At 61.9% G+C, this 18159-nt stretch carries 19 protein-coding genes and 1 riboswitch; of the genes, 16 read left to right on the top strand and 3 right to left on the bottom strand.

Annotated features, from left to right (window positions below; translation table 11 throughout):
• The first annotated feature begins 136 nt into the window (after positions 1 to 136).
• The 6 genes from CIC07_RS22130 to folE all read left to right on the top strand — a co-directional run bounded on the left by CIC07_RS22130 (position 137) and on the right by folE (position 4084).
• Entirely contained in the window at positions 137 to 706 is a 570-nt protein-coding gene (locus CIC07_RS22130) for a DUF402 domain-containing protein (protein WP_076357937.1), read from the top strand.
• Complete coding sequence (gene lepB, locus CIC07_RS22125; protein ID WP_083688275.1) at positions 703 to 1335, top strand: signal peptidase I; 633 nt, start codon at positions 703 to 705, stop codon at positions 1333 to 1335. Before CIC07_RS22130 ends, lepB begins: the two co-directional genes overlap by 4 nt.
• 50 nt (positions 1336 to 1385) lie before the next feature.
• Positions 1386 to 1838 carry a ribonuclease HI gene (rnhA, locus tag CIC07_RS22120; protein WP_076358061.1) on the top strand — a complete coding sequence of 151 codons (453 nt, stop codon included), beginning with the start codon at positions 1386 to 1388 and terminating at the stop codon, positions 1836 to 1838.
• Between the two features lie 40 nt (positions 1839 to 1878).
• A complete protein-coding gene (gene queG / locus CIC07_RS22115; RefSeq protein WP_076357938.1) occupies positions 1879 to 3090 on the top strand; it encodes a tRNA epoxyqueuosine(34) reductase QueG in 1212 nt (403 codons plus the stop codon).
• A gap of 95 nt (positions 3091 to 3185) precedes the next feature.
• Positions 3186 to 3455 (top strand): YneF family protein, encoded by a 270-nt coding sequence (locus CIC07_RS22110; protein ID WP_021881158.1) that lies wholly within the window; start codon positions 3186 to 3188, stop codon positions 3453 to 3455.
• Between the two features lie 35 nt (positions 3456 to 3490).
• On the top strand, positions 3491 to 4084 hold the full coding sequence (folE, locus tag CIC07_RS22105) for a GTP cyclohydrolase I FolE (protein ID WP_076357939.1): 594 nt from the start codon (positions 3491 to 3493) through the stop codon (positions 4082 to 4084).
• A gap of 79 nt (positions 4085 to 4163) precedes the next feature.
• On the opposite strand, the gene CIC07_RS22100 is transcribed toward folE, so the two are convergent.
• Both CIC07_RS22100 and CIC07_RS22095 read right to left on the bottom strand, forming a co-directional pair.
• Complete coding sequence (locus tag CIC07_RS22100; RefSeq protein WP_076357940.1) at positions 4164 to 5366, bottom strand: Fe-Mn family superoxide dismutase; 1203 nt, start codon at positions 5364 to 5366, stop codon at positions 4164 to 4166.
• 155 nt (positions 5367 to 5521) lie between these two features.
• Complete coding sequence (locus tag CIC07_RS22095) at positions 5522 to 6544, bottom strand: alpha/beta hydrolase (RefSeq protein WP_076357941.1); 1023 nt, start codon at positions 6542 to 6544, stop codon at positions 5522 to 5524.
• Between the two features lie 465 nt (positions 6545 to 7009).
• Between CIC07_RS22095 and CIC07_RS22090 the strand changes: the two genes are divergently transcribed.
• Positions 7010 to 7777 (top strand): IclR family transcriptional regulator, encoded by a 768-nt coding sequence (locus CIC07_RS22090; RefSeq protein WP_234992977.1) that lies wholly within the window; start codon positions 7010 to 7012, stop codon positions 7775 to 7777.
• Positions 7778 to 8100: 323 nt separating this feature from the next.
• Entirely contained in the window at positions 8101 to 9462 is a 1362-nt protein-coding gene (locus CIC07_RS22085; RefSeq protein ID WP_234992978.1) for a dicarboxylate/amino acid:cation symporter, read from the top strand.
• A 361-nt stretch (positions 9463 to 9823) separates the two neighbouring features.
• Here CIC07_RS22085 and CIC07_RS22080 read toward each other — a convergent pair whose 3' ends face one another.
• Entirely contained in the window at positions 9824 to 10438 is a 615-nt protein-coding gene (locus CIC07_RS22080) for a hypothetical protein (RefSeq protein ID WP_076357944.1), read from the bottom strand.
• 5 nt (positions 10439 to 10443) lie between these two features.
• Positions 10444 to 10633, bottom strand: a riboswitch (cyclic di-AMP (ydaO/yuaA leader).
• Between the two features lie 216 nt (positions 10634 to 10849).
• On the opposite strand from CIC07_RS22080, the gene CIC07_RS22075 reads away from it, so the two are divergent.
• From CIC07_RS22075 to CIC07_RS22040, 8 genes are all read left to right on the top strand, one after another.
• A complete protein-coding gene (locus tag CIC07_RS22075) occupies positions 10850 to 11968 on the top strand; it encodes an amidase domain-containing protein (RefSeq protein WP_083688327.1) in 1119 nt (372 codons plus the stop codon).
• Between the two features lie 68 nt (positions 11969 to 12036).
• Positions 12037 to 13170: a D-alanine--D-alanine ligase gene (locus CIC07_RS22070; protein WP_076357945.1), complete on the top strand. Its 1134-nt coding sequence runs from the start codon at positions 12037 to 12039 to the stop codon at positions 13168 to 13170.
• A 130-nt stretch (positions 13171 to 13300) separates the two neighbouring features.
• Positions 13301 to 13618: a hypothetical protein gene (locus CIC07_RS22065; RefSeq protein WP_048747355.1), complete on the top strand. Its 318-nt coding sequence runs from the start codon at positions 13301 to 13303 to the stop codon at positions 13616 to 13618.
• Positions 13615 to 14634, top strand: a complete 1020-nt coding sequence (gene uvsE, locus CIC07_RS22060; RefSeq protein WP_076357946.1) for a UV DNA damage repair endonuclease UvsE — start codon at positions 13615 to 13617, stop codon at positions 14632 to 14634. The genes CIC07_RS22065 and uvsE overlap by 4 nt, the downstream gene beginning before the upstream one ends.
• Before the next feature lie 108 nt (positions 14635 to 14742).
• Complete coding sequence (locus CIC07_RS22055; RefSeq protein ID WP_076357947.1) at positions 14743 to 15564, top strand: sulfite exporter TauE/SafE family protein; 822 nt, start codon at positions 14743 to 14745, stop codon at positions 15562 to 15564.
• 136 nt (positions 15565 to 15700) lie between these two features.
• Positions 15701 to 16528, top strand: coding sequence for an inositol monophosphatase family protein (locus CIC07_RS22050; protein WP_175619196.1), 828 nt, complete (start codon positions 15701 to 15703; stop codon positions 16526 to 16528).
• A 165-nt stretch (positions 16529 to 16693) separates the two neighbouring features.
• Positions 16694 to 17743 (top strand): hypothetical protein, encoded by a 1050-nt coding sequence (locus CIC07_RS22045; protein WP_076357949.1) that lies wholly within the window; start codon positions 16694 to 16696, stop codon positions 17741 to 17743.
• Positions 17744 to 17924: 181 nt separating this feature from the next.
• Positions 17925 to 18158, top strand: a complete 234-nt coding sequence (locus CIC07_RS22040; protein ID WP_076357950.1) for a hypothetical protein — start codon at positions 17925 to 17927, stop codon at positions 18156 to 18158.
• The last annotated feature ends 1 nt before the right edge of the window (position 18159 follow it).

The raw sequence follows: 18159 nt of genomic DNA, 5'->3' as shown, positions 1-18159 counted from the left end.
AAGAACCAAGCTTTTGTTTCCCGCAATTCTTCCTTTCCATATGGTCGTCATCCCGAGGCATATCCTTCGTCAATTGCTTTTGACGTCCGGATGTGCTTTTCTTATTAGTAAGATGTGAATGTCAGGGAGTGCGTAAGTGAACAACTATCGGCGCTGTTACATCAAAAGCTTCAAGCATGACGGCCATCTGCACCGGCAATGGCAGCGGAACTGGCTCGTGCCGCAGGAGCTGCTTCTGCCGCAGCATGCCGCGGAGGGGATGCATGTGCTCCTCAACAACCAGACGCCGATCAAGGAAGCGGACGGATCCATGTGGGTCAGCCGCGTTCCGGCGGTCTCTTTTTTTATTCCGGGCAAATGGTTCAACGTCGTCGCGATGATCGAGGATTTCGGCATCCGTTATTACTGCAATCTGGCCTCGCCGCCGTACTTGACGGGAGATGTGCTGACGTATATCGATTACGACCTTGATGTGATCCGGACTGCGGGCGGCGATCTGGCTGTCGTGGATCGGGACGAATACGAGAGGCATAAGGCGGAGTACCGCTATCCGCCTGTCGTCGACGCCAAAGTAAGCGAAGGGCTGAGGGAAGTTACCCATCGGATCCGCGGAGGCAAGCCTCCTTTCGAGGACGAGGTCGTGAAGGCCTATTACGAAGCCTGGCGGGCGAGCATCGCGAACGGAGCGGAGGGCGAGGCGGAATGAGAGGGACGCCGAGCGGGGAGAAGGATGCGCTGCCGCTGGCGGGAAGCGGTCCGGAGGGCGTCGGCATGGCCGTTGACGGGCATCCGGCGCGCTCAGGCGGAGCCTCGCATGCCAGGGAGCTGTTTCGGCTGGTCCGTACGGCCGTCCTGGCGCTGGCCGTGGTCGCCTTGCTGCAGCGATTCGTCTTCAACCTTTCGATCGTGGAAGGACAGTCGATGGAGCCGACCTTGTCGGAGGGCGATTGGCTGCTGGTCAACAAGATGGCGATGACGATGTCCTCTCCGCATCATGGCGACGTCATGATTATCCGGGATCCGCAGCCGCCGGACGGGAGCTCCGATTATCTCGTCAAGCGCGTCGTCGGCCTGCCCGGCGATCGGGTCGAGATCAGGGACGGCAGCTTGTACCTGAACGGGGAGAAGCTGGAGGAAGACTATGCCGGCGGAGACCGCACGGAGGGGGTTTTTCCGCCTCTGACCGTCGGCAAGGGCAAGCTGTTCGTCATGGGAGACAACCGCCTGCCGCTGGCCAGCCGGGACAGCCGCGCCTTCGGGCTCGTCGACGAGGAGGATGTCCGGGGCAGGGCGGAGTTCGTCCTTTGGCCGGCCGGCCATATCGACAAGCTGTAGCGGCGGAGCGTTTTGCCGAAAGGATCAAGCAGAAGGAGTTGGCCCTTTATATGAAAGAAGTATCGATCTATACGGATGGAGCCTGCTCCGGCAACCCCGGTCCGGGCGGGTGGGGAGCCGTCTTGTTCTACGGGGACAAGCGCAAGGAGATATCCGGCGCGGAGCCGCATACGACGAACAACCGCATGGAGATCCAGGCGGTCATCGAAGCGCTGTCGCTGCTCAAGGTTCCTTGCAAGGCGACCGTGCACAGCGACTCGGCGTATGTGGTGAACTGCTTCCAGAACAACTGGATCAAGGGCTGGCTGCGCAACGGCTGGAAGAACAGCAAGGGACAGCCGGTCGAGAACAAGGAGCTGTGGCAGCGCCTGTGGGAGCTGATGGGCATCCATGACGTTTCCTACGTCAAGGTGAAGGGCCATAGCGACAACGAATGGAACAACCGCTGCGACGAGCTTGCCGTCGGAGCGATCAAGGCGATGAGGGCGTCAGGCAAGGTCTGAACGGCGGGCCGGAATCGGACGGATGAAGGAGGGGAGGAAGATGGAGGAGACGATCAGGGACGCGGCCTTCTGGGCCCGTCTGAAGGCCGATATGAAGGAAGCCGCCTACGGCCTCGGCATCGACGACATCGGCATCGCTTCGCCCGAGCCGTTCGCCGAGCTCAAGGGACGTCTGATCCGGCACCGGGAGCTCGGGTATGAATCGGGCTTCGAGGCCAAGGACATCGATCGGCGCACCGATCCTTCCCTCCTCTTCGACGAGCCGCTGTCGATCATCGCGATCTCGGTCGGCTATCCAAGCAAGCTGCGCAATCCGCCCAAGTCGGAGCCGGGAGCGAGAAGGGGAATCCTGTCGCGCTCTTCCTGGGGGGAGGATTATCACACGGTGCTGCGGAGCCGGCTCGCGCGGCTGGAGGATTGGCTGCGGGAGCGGGTGCCGGAGCTGCGGGCGGAGTCCATGGTCGATACCGGCGAGCTGTCGGACCGGGCGGTCGCAGAGCGCGCAGGGATAGGGTGGAGCGGCAAGAACAGCTTCATCATGAACCGCAGGCACGGCACATGGATCTACCTTGCGGAGATGATCACCAACCTGCCGCTGGAGCCGGATTCCCCGATCGAGGACAGCTGCGGCAGCTGCACCAAGTGCATCGACGCCTGCCCGACGGGCGCGTTAGTCGGGCCCGGGCAGCTGAACGCGCAGCGCTGCGTGTCCTTCGTCACCCAGACCAAGGAGATGGTTTCCGACGAGCTCATGCGCAAGATCGGCAACCGGCTGTACGGCTGCGACACCTGCCAGATCGTCTGTCCCGTCAACAAGGGCATCAACGTCACGCGCCATCCGGAGTTCGAGGCAGACCCGGAGCAGGTCAAGCCGCTGCTGGAGCCGCTGCTCAATATCTCGGGCCGCGAGTACAAGGAGCGTTACGGCTCCAACTCCTCCTCCTGGCGGGGCAAAAAGCCGATCCAGCGCAATGCGGTCATCGCGCTCGGCAACTTCCGCGAGAAGGGCGCCGTGCCCGCCCTGATTAAGGTGCTGCGCGACGATCCGCGCCCGGTGCTGCGCGGCACGGCGGCCTGGTCGCTCGGCCGCATCGGCGGCGAGGCGGCGCTCCAGGCGCTGCGGGACGCGCTCGGCGCCGAGGACGATCCGGAGGCGCGGGATGTCATCGGCCGGGCCGCGGCCGCGGCGGAAGCCTTGGCAGCCTCGGAAGCAGCGGAAGCCGGGCAGGAGCCGGCATCGCCGCATTCTTGAACGGTCCGCAGCGCCTGTCGCCGGATTGCGCGCGATACCCGATAATGCTATCATGGACAAGTCTATGAACACCCATGAAGGATAGGTGAGCCAATATGGAATGGTATAACTACGTCATCCCCATCGTTACCCTTATCGTCGGCGGGGTCGGCGGATTTTTCATCGGCGTCTTCTATCTCCGCAAGCAGCTGGAGAAGATGCAGTCCGATCCGGAGATGCTGCAGAAGATGGCCAAGCAGATGGGCTACAATCTGAACGGCAAGCAGATGCAGCGCGCCCAGCAGATGATGAAGAACCAGGGCGGCGCCGGCGCTCCCCAAAACCAGAAGTTCATTCCGAACCAGCGCGGCGGCAAGCGCAAGTAAGCCCCTGCTGAAGCCAGAAGGGAAGAAACCCGCCTATGGCAGGCTTGAAGGACTATAGCAATTCCCATGTCTCCCGCAATCGGGAGCAGATCGAATATCATCTCCGCGAGATTCTGAGGCTCGTCGGAGAGGACGTGGAGCGCGAAGGGCTGCAGGATACGCCTGCCCGCGTGACGCGGATGTACGAGGAGATCTTCGCCGGCTACGAGGTCAATCCGGCGGAAGTGCTCGGCGTTACGTTCGACGAGAACCACGAGGAGCTCGTCATCGTGAAGGATATCGTGTACTACAGCCAGTGCGAGCATCATATGGCTCCGTTCTTCGGCAAGATCCACATCGGCTATCTGCCGAACGGCCACATCGTCGGCCTCAGCAAGCTGGCCCGGCTCGTCGAAGCCGTCACCCGCAAGCTGCAGGTGCAGGAGCGGATCACGGCCCAGATCGCCGACATCCTCATGGATGCGCTGTCGCCGCAGGGCGTCATGGTCGTCGTGGAGGGCGAGCATCTGTGCATGTGCTCCCGGGGCGTCAAGAAGCCGGGCAGCAAGACGATCACCTCCGGCGTGCGGGGGGAGTTCCGGACCAGCAGCGCGCTGCGTTCCGAATTCCTCTCGCTGCTGAAGCAGTAGCAGCACGCAGAACCCGCTTGCCTGGGCAAGCGGGTTCTTTTGTGCGTTCATCCGTTCAAAGGCGGGCATGGCTCGCTGATCAGTATGGCTCCCAGGCGATCGTCCCCGCCTTTTCGAAGCGCTGGTTCACATAGGGCCAGTTGACGACATTCCACCAGTCCTTGACGTAATCGGGACGTTTGTTCTGATGCTTCAAGTAATAGGCATGCTCCCAGACATCTAGCGGCAGCAGGGGGATGGCGTCCCATTGGGAGAGGTTCTGATGCTTCTCCGCCTGCAGTATTTCAAGCCTGCGGCTGCGGGGGCTCCAGACGAGGATCGCCCAGCCGCCGCCCTCGACCTTGCCGGCCGCCTCGCTGAACTGTTTTTTGAACGCGTCGAAGCCGCCGAAATCATGGTCGATGGCATCCCCGATCGCCCCTACAGGCCGGCCGCCGCCTTGGGGAGACATGACGGTCCAGAACAGCGTATGCAGATAATGGCCGGCGCCGTTGAAAGCCAGCTCGCGCTCCCAGTGCTTCACCAGATCGAAATTTCCGTTCTGCCTGGATGCCTGAAGCTCTTTCTCCGCCTTGTTGAGATCCGTGACGTAAGCCTGATGATGCTTGTCGTGATGGATTTCCATCGTCTTCGCGTCGATGTACGGCTCCAGGGCATCATAGGCATACGGAAGCGGCGGGAGCGCATGGCCACCGATGGGAACCTGCTGCAGCTCCTCGGCCGGATAGCCTTTGGCGGACAGCCTGCCTGGCTCGCCGTCGCGGGAAGCCGAGGCCGGCTGCTCCTGCTCCGAGCCGCCGCTGACGGAGCGGGCGGCTTCGTCGGCTTGGCTGCGGGCCTGGCTATAGGCCTCGGCCTTCCCCAGGCGGTAGCTGGCTTCCCGCAGCGCATGGTCGACGGCGGAGCGCCCGGCCTGATCCCGAGCCAATGCGAGGCTCGCTTGCAGCATTTGCGCCAGCTGCTCGGTAAAGGTTCTGGTCTGGAGCGCGGATGCCTCCAACAAGCCTGCGGTACGCCGGTCGATCATGGCCAGAGAATGCTCGGCCTCCTCGCTTCTCTGCTCGTCTCCGCTCATTCGGGCCTCTTCGCCCAGAAGCTCCTCGGCCTGCTGCCCGGTCAGCCGGAACAGAGGCTCCCACTGCTGCAGCAGTCCCCTGTAAGCCGGCTCCAGGCCGGGAGAGACGAGCCGGATAAGCTCCGCGTGGCTTTGTTCCTGCATCTTCCATTCCTTGATACCCTCCAGCAGCTTAAGCTGCCTGGCGCTTCGATCCGCTTCCGGCATATGTGACCGCCCCCTCGAGCATGTAGTTTCCATCCTCTTCTAGATGTATTCGGGCTTGGGGACAGCTATGTTCGAGCTTTTGAAGCCCAAAAAAGCCGGACCCTCGGGGTCCGGCCATAAGCTTGGATGACACATGAGGTTGCGAGGGAACGGGATCAGGCGGCCGCGCCCCCGTTCTCGAGCGACTGGTTGACCTGGCTGAGAAACAAGGCGACGCGCTGGATATATTCCTTGGGATGCTCGCGGTACAGCATCTCGTGATAGCCGCCGTTCACGATCCATTCCCGCGACAGCGGATTCGTCTGCCGGCTCGCGATCGTTTCGGCCGATTGGTAGGAGGCTTTGACATCCATCGTACCGTGGATCATATAGATGGGAATAGTGAAGTCGGTGCTCATGACCTTCTCGGCGGGAATCTTGTTGAAATCCACCCCTGTCCAGAGCGGCAGGAGAGCCTCGATCAGAGGCAGCGAAGGAAAGCGGGGAAGATCGATGATCTGCCGGACGTTCTCGAACAGCGTGTCGGGACTCGGCACGAACGTGCTGTCGAGGATCATGGCGTCGATGTCCTTCGTTTGCAGCGCGGCTTGGAGCGCGGTTCCGGCTCCCATGCTGAATCCCCACACGACCACCTCGCCGGAGCCGTGGCTGCGGGCGTAATCGACGGCGCCGAGCAGCTGCTGCGACTCCTCCCAGCCTCCCGTCGCCGGGGCGCGGTATTGCTTGGAGGCATAGCCGTAATCGAACATCAGCACGTTATAATGAAGCCTGTTGAGCAGGCTCGCCAAATCATACATGGGCACCCAGGTTTCCTCCCGGTTCGCTCCGTAGCCGTGGCTGAGGATGACGGTCCGATCGGACGCTTCCTTGACGGAATGGCCGGACCCGGCGGGGATGTACCAGCCGCTCACCGTCGTACGGCCGCTCTGGCTGGGAAAAGTGATGTCGCTGTAGCTCAGCTGCTTGGCTTCCATGGGATTGGAATAGACCGGAGCCACATAAGGGTAAGCGACCATCCAGGCGATGTAGCCGTGGAATGCGGCAGCCGCGAGCAGGGCCAGCGCGGCCAGGGCGGATACGGAAGCGATCAGCGCGTTGCGGCGCGTATCCCGGCGGGGAGCGACGGATGACCGGTTTCCCTCGAGGTTAAGCGGCGTCGACAGGGCGGTGCTGCTCATATCGTCTTCCCCTCCCTTGCAATGTAAGCGGTATAGATCCGATGTACTACTACTTTATGTGTCTTTGGTCCGGGCTGTCAATTGATGTCGGTGAATTGTTAAGGTCTTGTAATCTGCTTGTAAAAGAAAGCCTGCGGCGGCGGAGGCCAGGGGAAGAAGAGCCTGTTTCTTTACGGAATTCGGGAATACGGTTATACTAGAAGAATCTCGGTTTCATTCAGTGAAACCTTATAGGCCTAAAAAGCATAGACGAACGGAAAATGTTCCTCTATAATGATAATGATTCTCAATCAAAGCGGACATCCGCCTGCAGAGCCGTTTAAATCCGGCTGGCTCCGGCATATTCCGGCACATTGACGTACCGGACACGAGGTTTCGGATTCGGAATGAACCAATAAGCGGTATCCCGGCGCAGAGACGGGAATAGAGAGGCATCGCATCCGGTGCCGGAAGGAGATGAAGAGCGTGGAGCCAAAAGCAGCCCGTGCCGATGAAGGCAAATCGAATGTGCGAGCGGTCGAACGCGCGCTGGATATTTTGCTGTGCTTCACGACCGAGACCGATCTGCCGATGACGGAGATCGCGGAGCGCGTCGGCCTCCATAAGAGCACCGTCCACCGGATGCTGGCGACGCTGGAGGACAAGGGCTTCCTGGAGCGCGACCGCAGCTCGGAGAGATACCGGCTCGGGATGAAGATCTGGGAGCTCGCCGCGCATATATCGCGCTCCGGCGATCCCGCCGCGATCTGCCTGCCGGAGATGGAGCGGCTTCGCGACACGATCGGCGAGACGGTAAGCCTGTATGTGCAGGACGGGCGGGAGCGGATCCGCATCCAGGCCGTCCAAAGCAACCAGGCGATCCGCAGGGTCGCGCCGGTCGGCCTCAGGCTGCCGCTCTATGTGGGGGCATCGAGCAAAGTGCTGATTGCCTTCGCGGAGCCTTCCTTGGCCGACCGGCTCATGTCCGACGAGGCGATGCCTCCGGGGCTCGATCCGGCGGCGTTCCGCGAGCAGCTGGAGGAAATCCGCCGCATGGGCTACGCTACGAGCCAAGAAGAGCGGGAGCCGGGCGCCGCCGCTGTGTCGGCTCCGGTGTTCGACCGCTCGGGCCGGCTGGCGGCCGCGCTGTCCGTCTCAGGACCTTCGGCCCGATTCACGCCGGAGATCATCGCCGAGCAATCCGCTCTCATCATCCAGTCGGCTCAGCGCATGGGCGCCATGCTGTCCGGCTGACCGGAAGGAGCCAGGCTGTCCGGATGACCGGATCGAACAGGGGCCGCTCATCAACGGCGCCGCCGGTGCGGGAGCCGGGCGGTCGGAAGGGGCTTCACCGGTCCGGATCGATTCCCGGGCCATTCCTGCGTCCTGGCGCGAGAGCATGTCGAGCCTGACAATTCAAACGGACCACTCAAGCATCGGAGACCTCGAGGTCTCCGTTTTTTTGCTTTCTAGGATAAGGAAGAAGTTCACGGGGTTAAAAGTAGTTGACATATACCTTAGATGTAACTAATATACTATATCATAGTAACATGATAGGAATAAGGGAGTTGAGCTGCTTGGTTCCAAATAATAACCTGATCCATGCCATACAAACAAACTGGATCAGCTTGCTTGTCTCTATTGTCGTCATCGGCCTGCTCGTGTGGCTGGCGCGGCGCCGCGTGAACTTCGGCTACCGCGTTCTGATCGCGCTCGGAATCGGTCTGGCCGTCGGCATCACGCTGAACGCCCTCGAGCTGGATGCGACCAGCATCGGCACGATCGGGTCCATCTACGTCAACCTGATCAAGATGCTCGTCATTCCGCTCGTCGCCGTGCTTGTCATTTCCAGCATCACCTCGATCTCGAATCTCGGGCAGCTGCGCAAGATCGGGACGAAGACCATCCTGCTGTTCCTGGTTACGACCGGAATCGCAGCCCTCATCGGGCTTGTCGTCGCTCTGGTCGCGAACCCGGGAACGGGCATCGCCCAAAGCGTGCCGGAAGGCTACGAATCGCGTGCCATTCCGACCTTCTCGGAGGTCATCCTGAATCTGGTTCCGTCGAATCCGATCGGGGATATGGCGGACGGCAAAGTCGTGCCGGTGCTGATCTTCTCCATTTTCGTCGCGGTGGCGATCGTGCATCTCAGCTCCCGCAAGCCGGAAGCGGTCGAGCCGGTGCGCCAGGTCATCGAATCGCTAAAGCAGGTCATGAATCAGGTGACCAAGTACATCATCCGCTTGACTCCGTACGGCGTATACGCGCTGATCGGCTCCATGGCCGCCAAGTACGGCGCAGAGACGCTCAAGCCGCTTATCACGCTCATCATCGCGACGTATATCGCGCTGCTGCTGCACTTCATCCTTACCTTCGGAGCGCTGGTGACGTTCGGCGCGAGGCTGAATCCATTCAAGTTCCTCCGCAAAATCTATCCGACGCTCGCGGTCGCCTTCACGACTCGCAGCAGCTACGCGACGCTGCCGGTCAACCTCGAGGTCATCACCAAGAGGCTGCGCGTATCGCCGCGCATCGCCAGCTTCGTCGCTCCGCTCGGCGCGACGATGAACATGAACGGCTGCGGCGGCGTATGGCCTGCCGTCGTGGCGGTATTCGTCGCCCAGGTGTACAGCGTGCCGCTGGGCTGGTCGGATTACGTGCTCATCGTGCTGGTCAGCATGATCTCGTCGATCGGCGTCGCCGGGGTGCCGGGTCCGGCCTCCATCTCGACGACCGTCGTGCTCACCGCGCTTGGCCTGCCACTGGAAGGACTGGGGCTGGTGCTTGCGATCGATGCCGTGGTCGACATGGGCCGCACGGCGCTGAACGCCTCCGGCACGACCGTGTCGACGCTGCTGGTCGCCGTATCGGAAGGGGAATTCGATCGGGAATCCTACGAGCGGGATGAGGAAGACGAGCTCGAACTGAGCCACGCTTGATGGTGAAATAGAAAGACTGCCAGCCGTTCTAACGGCTGGCAGTCTTTTTTATGGGCTATGTCATGCTTCCGGAAGGCAGTTGGATCATTCATATTATCATTCAAATTCAATTTATAACAGATACCGGGGCATGAAGTCCGAATATGATCGAAATCAAAGGGCTTCCCTGACCGTTGCGACTTGTTCCGAACCTTGGAGGCGCATCGCCGCCGTGCGGCGGTGCCGGGCGCGAATACGGCCGGCTCTATCAGATTAGGCGGCCAATGACCGTTGCGGGCGCCAAAAAGCCAATAGGCATCCCCGGGCCGCAGAGCGGACAGGGGATGCCTATGGAAGGAATGAAGGACAGAGCGCCATCCGGCTACAGAGACAGCCGGATATGGATGTCGGATGTTTCGATTAGGGCGTTGCGTCTCCAGAAAGCGGTGGCCGGGAACAGCGTGCCTTCCTGGGAGGAAGGCTCCAGCGTCTTGCGCAGCAGGCGGTCTCTGTGGTCGCTGATCCATTCCGCGTCGTAATAGAGCACGGACATCGCCTCGTCGGAGCGGACCCCGACGAACGGCTGGAACCAACGGCTCCACGCGTCCCAGCTTCTCGGCGCCTTGGCGTAAGGAATGAGCACGGAAGCCTGACGGATGGAAGAACCGAAGCACAGATGCAGCACGACGCGGTAATCTCCGCGCTCGGGATCGACGAGCGGTCCCGTGCGGGTGATGAACAGGTCGATGCAGCGGATGCGGCGGCCCGGAGCCGGAGGCTCCTCTTCAAGCGCCTCGGGACGGAAGGACGGCCTGCCGGCCGTCTCGGCAGCCGGGGAATAAGCCTCCGCGGCCGCCATGTCCAGCGCGATCGGCGCGTCCAAGCCCGGAAACGGCGGCGGAGCCAAGAAGGCCTCGACCGCAGACGCGGAACAGACGGAAGGCGCAATGAAGCCCTCCTGCGCGGAACAAGCCGCGCGGTTGTCTTTCAGTGACATCCTGACATCTCTCCTTTGTGCGCTTACGGGGTTAGCTGACGGATTCGGGCCAGAGAGTAGCCCTACCAAAAGGAAAGAGACGCGGCTTCGGCAGCCCGGCCTGTTCCTCTCGGATTCACCCCGGCAAGCGTCGACAGACGCCCGCGTATTGGTTCCCCCGCTTCCACGATACGTGGAATTCAGCAAATATGGTGATAGAGTGGTACATCATATCATAAGCCAGCCGGGCTTGTTTTGTAAAATGCGATATTGACTGAAAATTCGATATATATCTGCCGCATTCTCGATGAAACACCGGATAACGGCGTTTAAGCGCTCTATCCGGGGATAGGTCCGCATATTTTAATGGAGAGCAGTCATAAGATCATCTTGATGATGGGCGAATACCGACCAGAAGGGATGGGGAAAGGAATGCCGCGTACCGGTACCCGGGGAGTCAAACGATCGGAGGCCCAGCGCTCGCAGCCGTCCTCCGGCAGGCAGGCTGCGCTGGAAGGCTGGAGAGGAGCCGTGCAGGAATACGTGCACGGGTACAATGAAGCCGAAGTGGAGCGGAGGCATGAGGTGCTCGGAGCCTTGCTGGAAGACAGGGACCACCGCCGCCGCCTGGAGGAACGGCTGCGCCGGCTGCGCCTCAGGGACGAGGAGCGCGGCATTCTGTCGCCGCAGAGCGAGACGAGGGCGACGCTGCTGAGGATCAACGAGTCCGCGACCGAAGTGTCGGTCGTCCTGAAGCTGCATGTGAAGCGGCATGTCGAGCATCGCGGCCGCTCCTACACCGAGGAGCGTCTGGAGCAGGAGCGCCTGTGGCTGGCCGAGGAGGGCGGAGCATGGCGCCTGACCCGAGTGGAGCCGATCGTCGGCGAGCGCAGGCCCAGATACGGCCATGCCGCGGCGGACAGCGCGCTGGCCGAGCATCGCTCCTACGGCGACGGCGGCGGCAGCGGAATCCAGCGTCCTGGCGCGGCGCGCCCTTTCCTTAATTATGGCGTCCTGTCCCGTCTGAATACCCGCGACCGCGCCGTCGAGTACAGGCGCGAGCTGGTCGCCGCCTACGCCGACCGGTGGTGGAACGAAGCGAATCCGGCTTACGAGCTGTTCGAGGTCAACTGCACGAATTACGTGTCGCAATGTGTCTTTGCAGGCGAAGCACCGATGAACTATACTGGTAAAAGAGAATCGGGATGGTGGTACAAAGGCCGTACAGGCGGCCAGGAATCCTGGAGCTACAGCTGGGCGGTGTCGAACGCGCTGCAGCTGTATCTGTCGTTCCCGCGCAGCACGGGCATGCGGGCGACGACGGTGGAGAGCGCATCGGAGCTGTCCCTCGGGGACGTCATCACCTACGATTGGAGCGGCGACGGGCGATTCCAGCATACGACAGTCGTGACGGCGTTCGATGCCGACGGCATGCCGCTGGTCAACGCCAACACCGTGCCGAGCCGGCACCGCTATTGGGACTACAAGGATTCCTACGCCTGGACGGACCGGACGCGCTATCGGTTTTATCATCTGCAGGACTATTTCTGATGCGGGAGCCGCATCGGTCCGTGCAGCGATTGGCATTCTAATTCAAGAAGGTTACCGGAGGAGCTAACATGGGAGACAAAATTCGCGTCGGACTCATCTACGGAGGCAAGTCGGGCGAGCATCAGGTATCGCTGCAGACGGCGCTGGCCGTTATGGGCGCCTTCGATTTCGATAAATACGAGGTACAGCCCTTCTATATTACGGGCCAAGGCGAATGGCGCTCCGGCGGAGTGCTGCTGGAAGCTCCGCACAGCGTCGAGCAGCTGAAGCTGTCTCCGGCAGAGGACGGCGGCATGGCGCTGGCGCCCGTATTCGGCGGGCTGGCGACGGCTGCGGCCGGAGAGGGCGCCATCCAGGCGGCGGCCGCTTCGGCCGGGGCTCCGGGAGGGACGATCGACGTCATGTTCCCGCTGCTGCACGGAACGTTCGGCGAGGACGGCACGGTCCAGGGATTGATGGAAATGGCCAATATTCCTTACGTCGGAGCGGGTGTTCTTGCTTCGGCAGTAGGCATGGACAAGATTTTCATGAAAAAGGTGTTCGCCCACGAGGGCTTAGAGCAATGCGTCTACCGCTACTTCAACCGGACCCAGTGGGAGAAGGACCGCGCGTTCTTCGTCATGGAGACGGAGGTCGCTCTCGGCTATCCTTGCTTCGTCAAGCCCGCCAATCTCGGCAGCAGCGTCGGCATCTCCAAAGCCCGCAACCGGGAAGAACTCATCGCGGCCATCGAGCTCGCGCTGCGCTACGACCGCAAGGTCGTCATCGAGGAATTCATCGACGGGCGCGAGATCGAAGTAGGCGTGCTCGGCAATGACGACCCGCGCGCATCGGTCGTCGGCGAGATCGTCAGCGGAACGGACTTCTACGATTACAACGCCAAGTACGTCGACGGAACCTCCGTCATGCACATTCCCGCCGATCTTCCGGCAGAGACGGCCGAAGCGGTGCGCGAGATGGCGATCCGGGCTTATCTGGCGATCGACGGATCCGGCCTCTCCCGCGTCGACTTCTTCCTCCGCAGGAGCGACGGCAAGATTCTGATCAACGAAGTGAACACGATGCCGGGCTTCACGCCTTACAGCATGTATCCGCTGCTCTGGAAGGAATCGGGCGTTCCTTACAAGGAGCTGCTCGACAGCCTCATCGGCTTGGCGATTTCCCGCCATGCGGAGAAGCAGAAGCTGGAGTACGGCGGCTGACCGGTTTTCCATACGCATCGCACACATTCGCGCTTCCTTCGCCTTGGCGGGAGGGAAGCTCGTTTTTTCATCCGCAGCATCCGGACAAGCATCCGCGCTTGCCGCAATAACGATCAGGAGGGTGATGACAATGGGATTCGCAACGGAATTCAATTCGGTCTGCAAGTTCAAGTCGGAGCAGGAGCTGTACGAGCTTCTGGAATACGGCAAAGGAAAGATGATGAAATCGGGGTTCCGGGTATTTCCGGCCGGACAGAAGGTCATCGCCTACACGCCCGGCAACCAGGCGATCGCCATCGTGAAGATCCTCGCCTCCATCGCGGAGATCAACTTCCAGGGCGAGGAAGTGACGCAGGTGGAGATGGAGCTCGTCCGCAAGCTGACGGAGGAAGAGTCGCGCGTGCAGACGGCGCTCGCCCATGAAATGTTTTTCGGCGGCCGGGGATGATTGTCCGCTTCGGCTTCGTCGCCATGAGCCTGCTGGTGGAGAACGCTTCGTCGTCTCGCACCATGACCTACAAGAATTTCTCCAAGCTGGAGGATCGGGAGGCGGCGCTGCGCAAGCTGGAGCGTATCGCCGAGGAAAATCTGCACAGCGCCCTGCGCATCATGCGCAACAACCGCTACGCCGGCATCCACGTCTATCGGTTCTCCTCGAAAATCATTCCGCTGGCGACGCATGATGCGCTCGCGGATTGGAATCCCTACTCCGCTCTGGCTCCTTCCTTCGCCGAAGTCGGCGCCTATGCGAGGGAGACCGGCATGAGGGTCAGCTTCCATCCCGACCACTTCTGCGTGTTCAGCACGCCTCGCCCCGAGGTTCTGAGAAGCTCGGTCAGGGACATGGAGTACCATGTGCGGATGCTCGAGGAGATGGGGCTGGACGAGAAATACAAATGCAATATCCATGTGGGCGGCGCATACGGGGACAAGCCCGTCTCCGCCGAGCGGTTCATCGCGCAGTTCGGAGCCCAGGCTGCCAGGCTGCGCGGCCGGGTGACGCTGGAGAACGACGACAAGACGTTCAACGTCCGCGAGACGCTCGACATCGCCGAGAAGGTCGGCAATCCCGTCGTGCTGGACATCCATCATCATGCGGTCAACGACGGCGGCGAGACGAAGGAAGCGTTCTACGGGGAACTGTGGCCGCGCATCGTCGCCACCTGGAACCGGGAGCAGCGGCGGCTTGGACTGGATGGGGGACCGTCAGGCCTGCCGCCGAAGATCCACGTCTCCAGTCCGAAGAGCCTCAGCGATCCGAGAGGCCATGCCGACTTCGTGGAGCCGGGCCCGCTGCTGGAATTCCTGCGCGGCGCGAACGGCTCCGTGGAGCTGCTCGACTGCATGATGGAATCCAAGGCGAAGGACCAGGCTCTGGTGACGCTCATGGAGCATTTCCGCCGGCTCGAGGCGGCGGGAGAAGGAATCCGTGTCCTGGACGGCGGCACGATCGAGGTTTTGTGAAGGCGGGGAACACGGAACGGGCACGAATCGCCACCCGCTCCGGCGGAGGGGGATCCGTGCCCTTGCCGCGCAAGCGGCGTCTGCAGGATGCCGAAGGAGGGAATACCTATGCTTGAATGGGTTCTGATCGTACTTACAGGCGTTGTCGCTTCCATATTCGGCAGCATTGTCGGTCTCGGAGGCGGCATCATCATCGTGCCTGTCCTGCTGCTGCTCGGCGAGCGCCTGACGGGAGCGCCGATACCGGAGGCGACGGCCGTCGGCACTTCGCTTGCCGTGCTCATCGTGACCGCGCTGGCATCGTCGATGACGTACGCCAAGCAGCGCAAGGTCGATTTCCGCAGCGCGTGGATGCTCTTCATCGCCAGCGGCCCGGGAGCGATGCTCGGCTCGGCGCTGACTTCCCGGTTCCATGGAGGCGCCTTTCAGCTCAGCTTCGGCCTGTTCATGCTGCTTATGGCCGTGCTGCTCATCTTGCGCGACCGAATGAATCCGCTTACAATTGAATGGCCGATCTCGCGCAAGCTGACCGACGGCACAGGCGCGACGTACGAATACGGCTACAGCCTGCCGCTGCTGCTCGGAATCGGCTTGCTCGTCGGACTCGTGTCGGGACTGTTCGGCATCGGGGGAGGCTCGCTGTTCGTTCCCGTCATGGTCATTCTGTTCCGCTTCCCGCCTCATGTGGCGACGGCGACGTCCATGTTCGTCATCTTCCTGTCCTCCATTCTGGGCAGCGGCGTGCATGGCGCCATGGGGGAGATCGACTGGCTGCTCGTGCTCGCCCTCGCTCCGGGGGCCTGGCTGGGAGGCAAGGCCGGCGCCTGGATCGCAACCCGCATGAGCGGACGCAGCATCATGTGGCTGCTGCGCGCGACGCTGCTTGTGCTGGCCGCACGGCTTATCTGGCAGGGCTGGTCGGCTCTTTGAGCGGGCCCGCAATCGGAGAGCCCTGCAGCGGATCGCCATTTGCAACAGAATCCGGATGGTGATCGTATACCTTGTAGACAACCGGCTGAAGCCGGAGGATTCTCGCTATAGAGACAAATAGAAAGAAGTGAGCAGGATGAACGAACCGGTAGTCGGGAGCAAAAGCTTTGCCGCCGTGGCCATCAACTGCGCCTCCAAAGCGGGCGAGTGGATCAAGACGAAGCTCGGGAACTATCAGAGGCTCGACGAGAAGATGTCGCCTCATGATCTCGTCACCGAGGTGGATAAAGGCTCGGAGAAGCTGATCCGCAGCCTCATCATGATGAATTTCCCCTCCCATTCGTTTCTTGGGGAAGAAGGAGTGGAGCCGGGGCCGGAAGCGTCGGCCAGAGCTCTTGAGAGCGTGCGCGACGCCGAGTACCTCTGGATCGTGGATCCGGTGGACGGAACGACGAACTTCGTGCATGGCTACCCGTTTTTCGTCGTCTCCATCGCGCTGGCGCACAAGGGAGAGATTATTCTTGGCGTCGTCTACGACCCGTCTGCCGACGAGCTGTTCATCGCGGAGAAGGGGAAGGGCGCCTACGTGCACGGGAAGCGGATGAGCGTATCGGGAGAGGAAACGCTGCGGAGCAGCCTCGTCGCCACCGGCTTCCCGGCCGAGCACAGGACGGCGCTGCCGCGCAATCTCGAACAGCTCCGGAGGATCGCGCCGAAGGTGCGCAACATCCGCTCCTCGGGCTCTGCCGCGCTGCATCTCGCTTATGTGGCGGCAGGCCGGCTGAGCGGCTTCTGGGAGATCGGGCTGAACAGCTGGGACATCGCGGCGGGCGCTCTGCTCGTGCAGGAGTCGGGGGGAGCCGTCGGCGATATCGACGGGACGCCGTATCATCTCGGCGTGCGCGACGTCGCCGCGACCAACGGGCGGATCCATGAGGAGCTGCTGGCGGAGCTGGCCGACTGAAGGCCGATCTCTGCGGCATGGATTCACTAAGGAAGAGCCAGACCTTGCATGCGGAAGATGCGGCAGGTCCGGCTCTGCTTTGTTTGGCGGCCGGGCTCGATACCGGATCCATGCGGCAGGCTCCTTCGGTGCGGCGCGGCAGGAGAAGAAGGGAGGACGAACGGAATGCTTGTCGGAGATGCGTGGAAGCTGGCGGATGAATGGGTCAGGAAGCAGGCGGCGCCCGGAGAAGGATTCGTGGGAGCCTATCTGGGCGGCTCGACGGCATCGATGCCGGAGAAGGCCGAGCTGCCTGCCGGCTCCGATGTCGATGTGTTCGTCGTGCTGGAAGGAGAGGCGGCGCCCCCCAAGCTCGGGAAGTTCCTGTATGGAGGAGCTTTGCTGGAAGTGACATATCTGCCCTGGAGCGGGCTGGATTCGGTGGAAAAGGTGCTCGGCTCCTATCATCTGGCGGGGGGCATCCGCAACGGGCGGATGTCGGCGGATCCTTCGGGACGGCTTGGCGCCATCCAGCGGGAGGCGGTCCGTTGCTTCCCGGAACGCTTCTGGGTCGAGCGGCGCTGCCGGGATGCGCTGCAGAGGATGAAGGACGGCTTGAGCCGGACGGAGCCCGATCTGCCGTGGCATGACCGCGTGACGGCATGGCTGTTCCCGACTGGAGTGGCGGCCCATGTCATTCTCACCGCGGCTCTTCGCAATCCGACGATCCGGCTGCGCTATTTGGCGGCGCGCGGCGTGCTGGAGGAATATGGCCTGAGCGGCTGCTATGACGAGCTGCTTCAGCAGCTGGGCAGCGCCAAGCTGCGGCAGGCGCGCGTCGAGCACCATCTGGCCGGACTTTCCCGAACCTTCGACGCGGCCGCATCAGCCGCGCGGACGCCGTTCTTCTTCAGCTCCGACATCACGCCGGAAGCAAGGCCGATCGCGATCCAAGCCAGCCTGGAGCTGATCCGGTCCGGCAACCACCGGGAAGCGGCCTTCTGGATCGCCGCCACGTACGCCCGCTGCCGCAAAATTCTGGCCGCGGACGCGCCGGAGCTGCTGAAGCCGCTCGCTCCGGATTTCGACGAGCTTATGGAAGACCTCGGCATACGCTCGCAGGCGGATCTGGAGCGGAGGGCGCAGCGGACGCTGGCCTATTTGCCGAGGCTGGAGGAGATTGCGGCGGCCATCATGGAGCGGAATCCTGACATTGCCGGATCGACGAGGGCTTGATGGAAGCATAGACGGTCTTCGCTGGGGAAAACCTCCAAGGAGGCTGTCTCCACAAGGACTGATTTCCTTGCCGCTTGCGTCTGGCGGTCGATTGTTAACTTGTTTTGCGCATGGCTTTAAAGGGCAAAATAGGCTACACTACAATCAGGAAAACATGACAGTTCGCATGGGAGGAATACACATGACGGAAGCACACGAGCAAGCAGGCGCGGCAGCGGCCCAGGACCAGGAAGCGGCCGAGCAGCCGAAGAAGATGACGCTGGCTGAGGCCGCCAAGCTGAAGCTGCAGCAGAAGAAGCAAGCCCAGGCGGTCGGCAAGCAGGGACAAGCAGGCGGAGCTCAAGGCGGCGCCAAGGAGCTGCGCAGTCAGCTGAACAAGAAGCCGAACAATCAGCGCAGGCGGATGGGTGTCTGAT

It is taken from the genome of Paenibacillus sp. RUD330 (assembly GCF_002243345.2).
GTDB lineage: Bacteria > Bacillota > Bacilli > Paenibacillales > Paenibacillaceae > Paenibacillus_O.
This window is presented reverse-complemented; position numbering and strand designations above follow the sequence as displayed.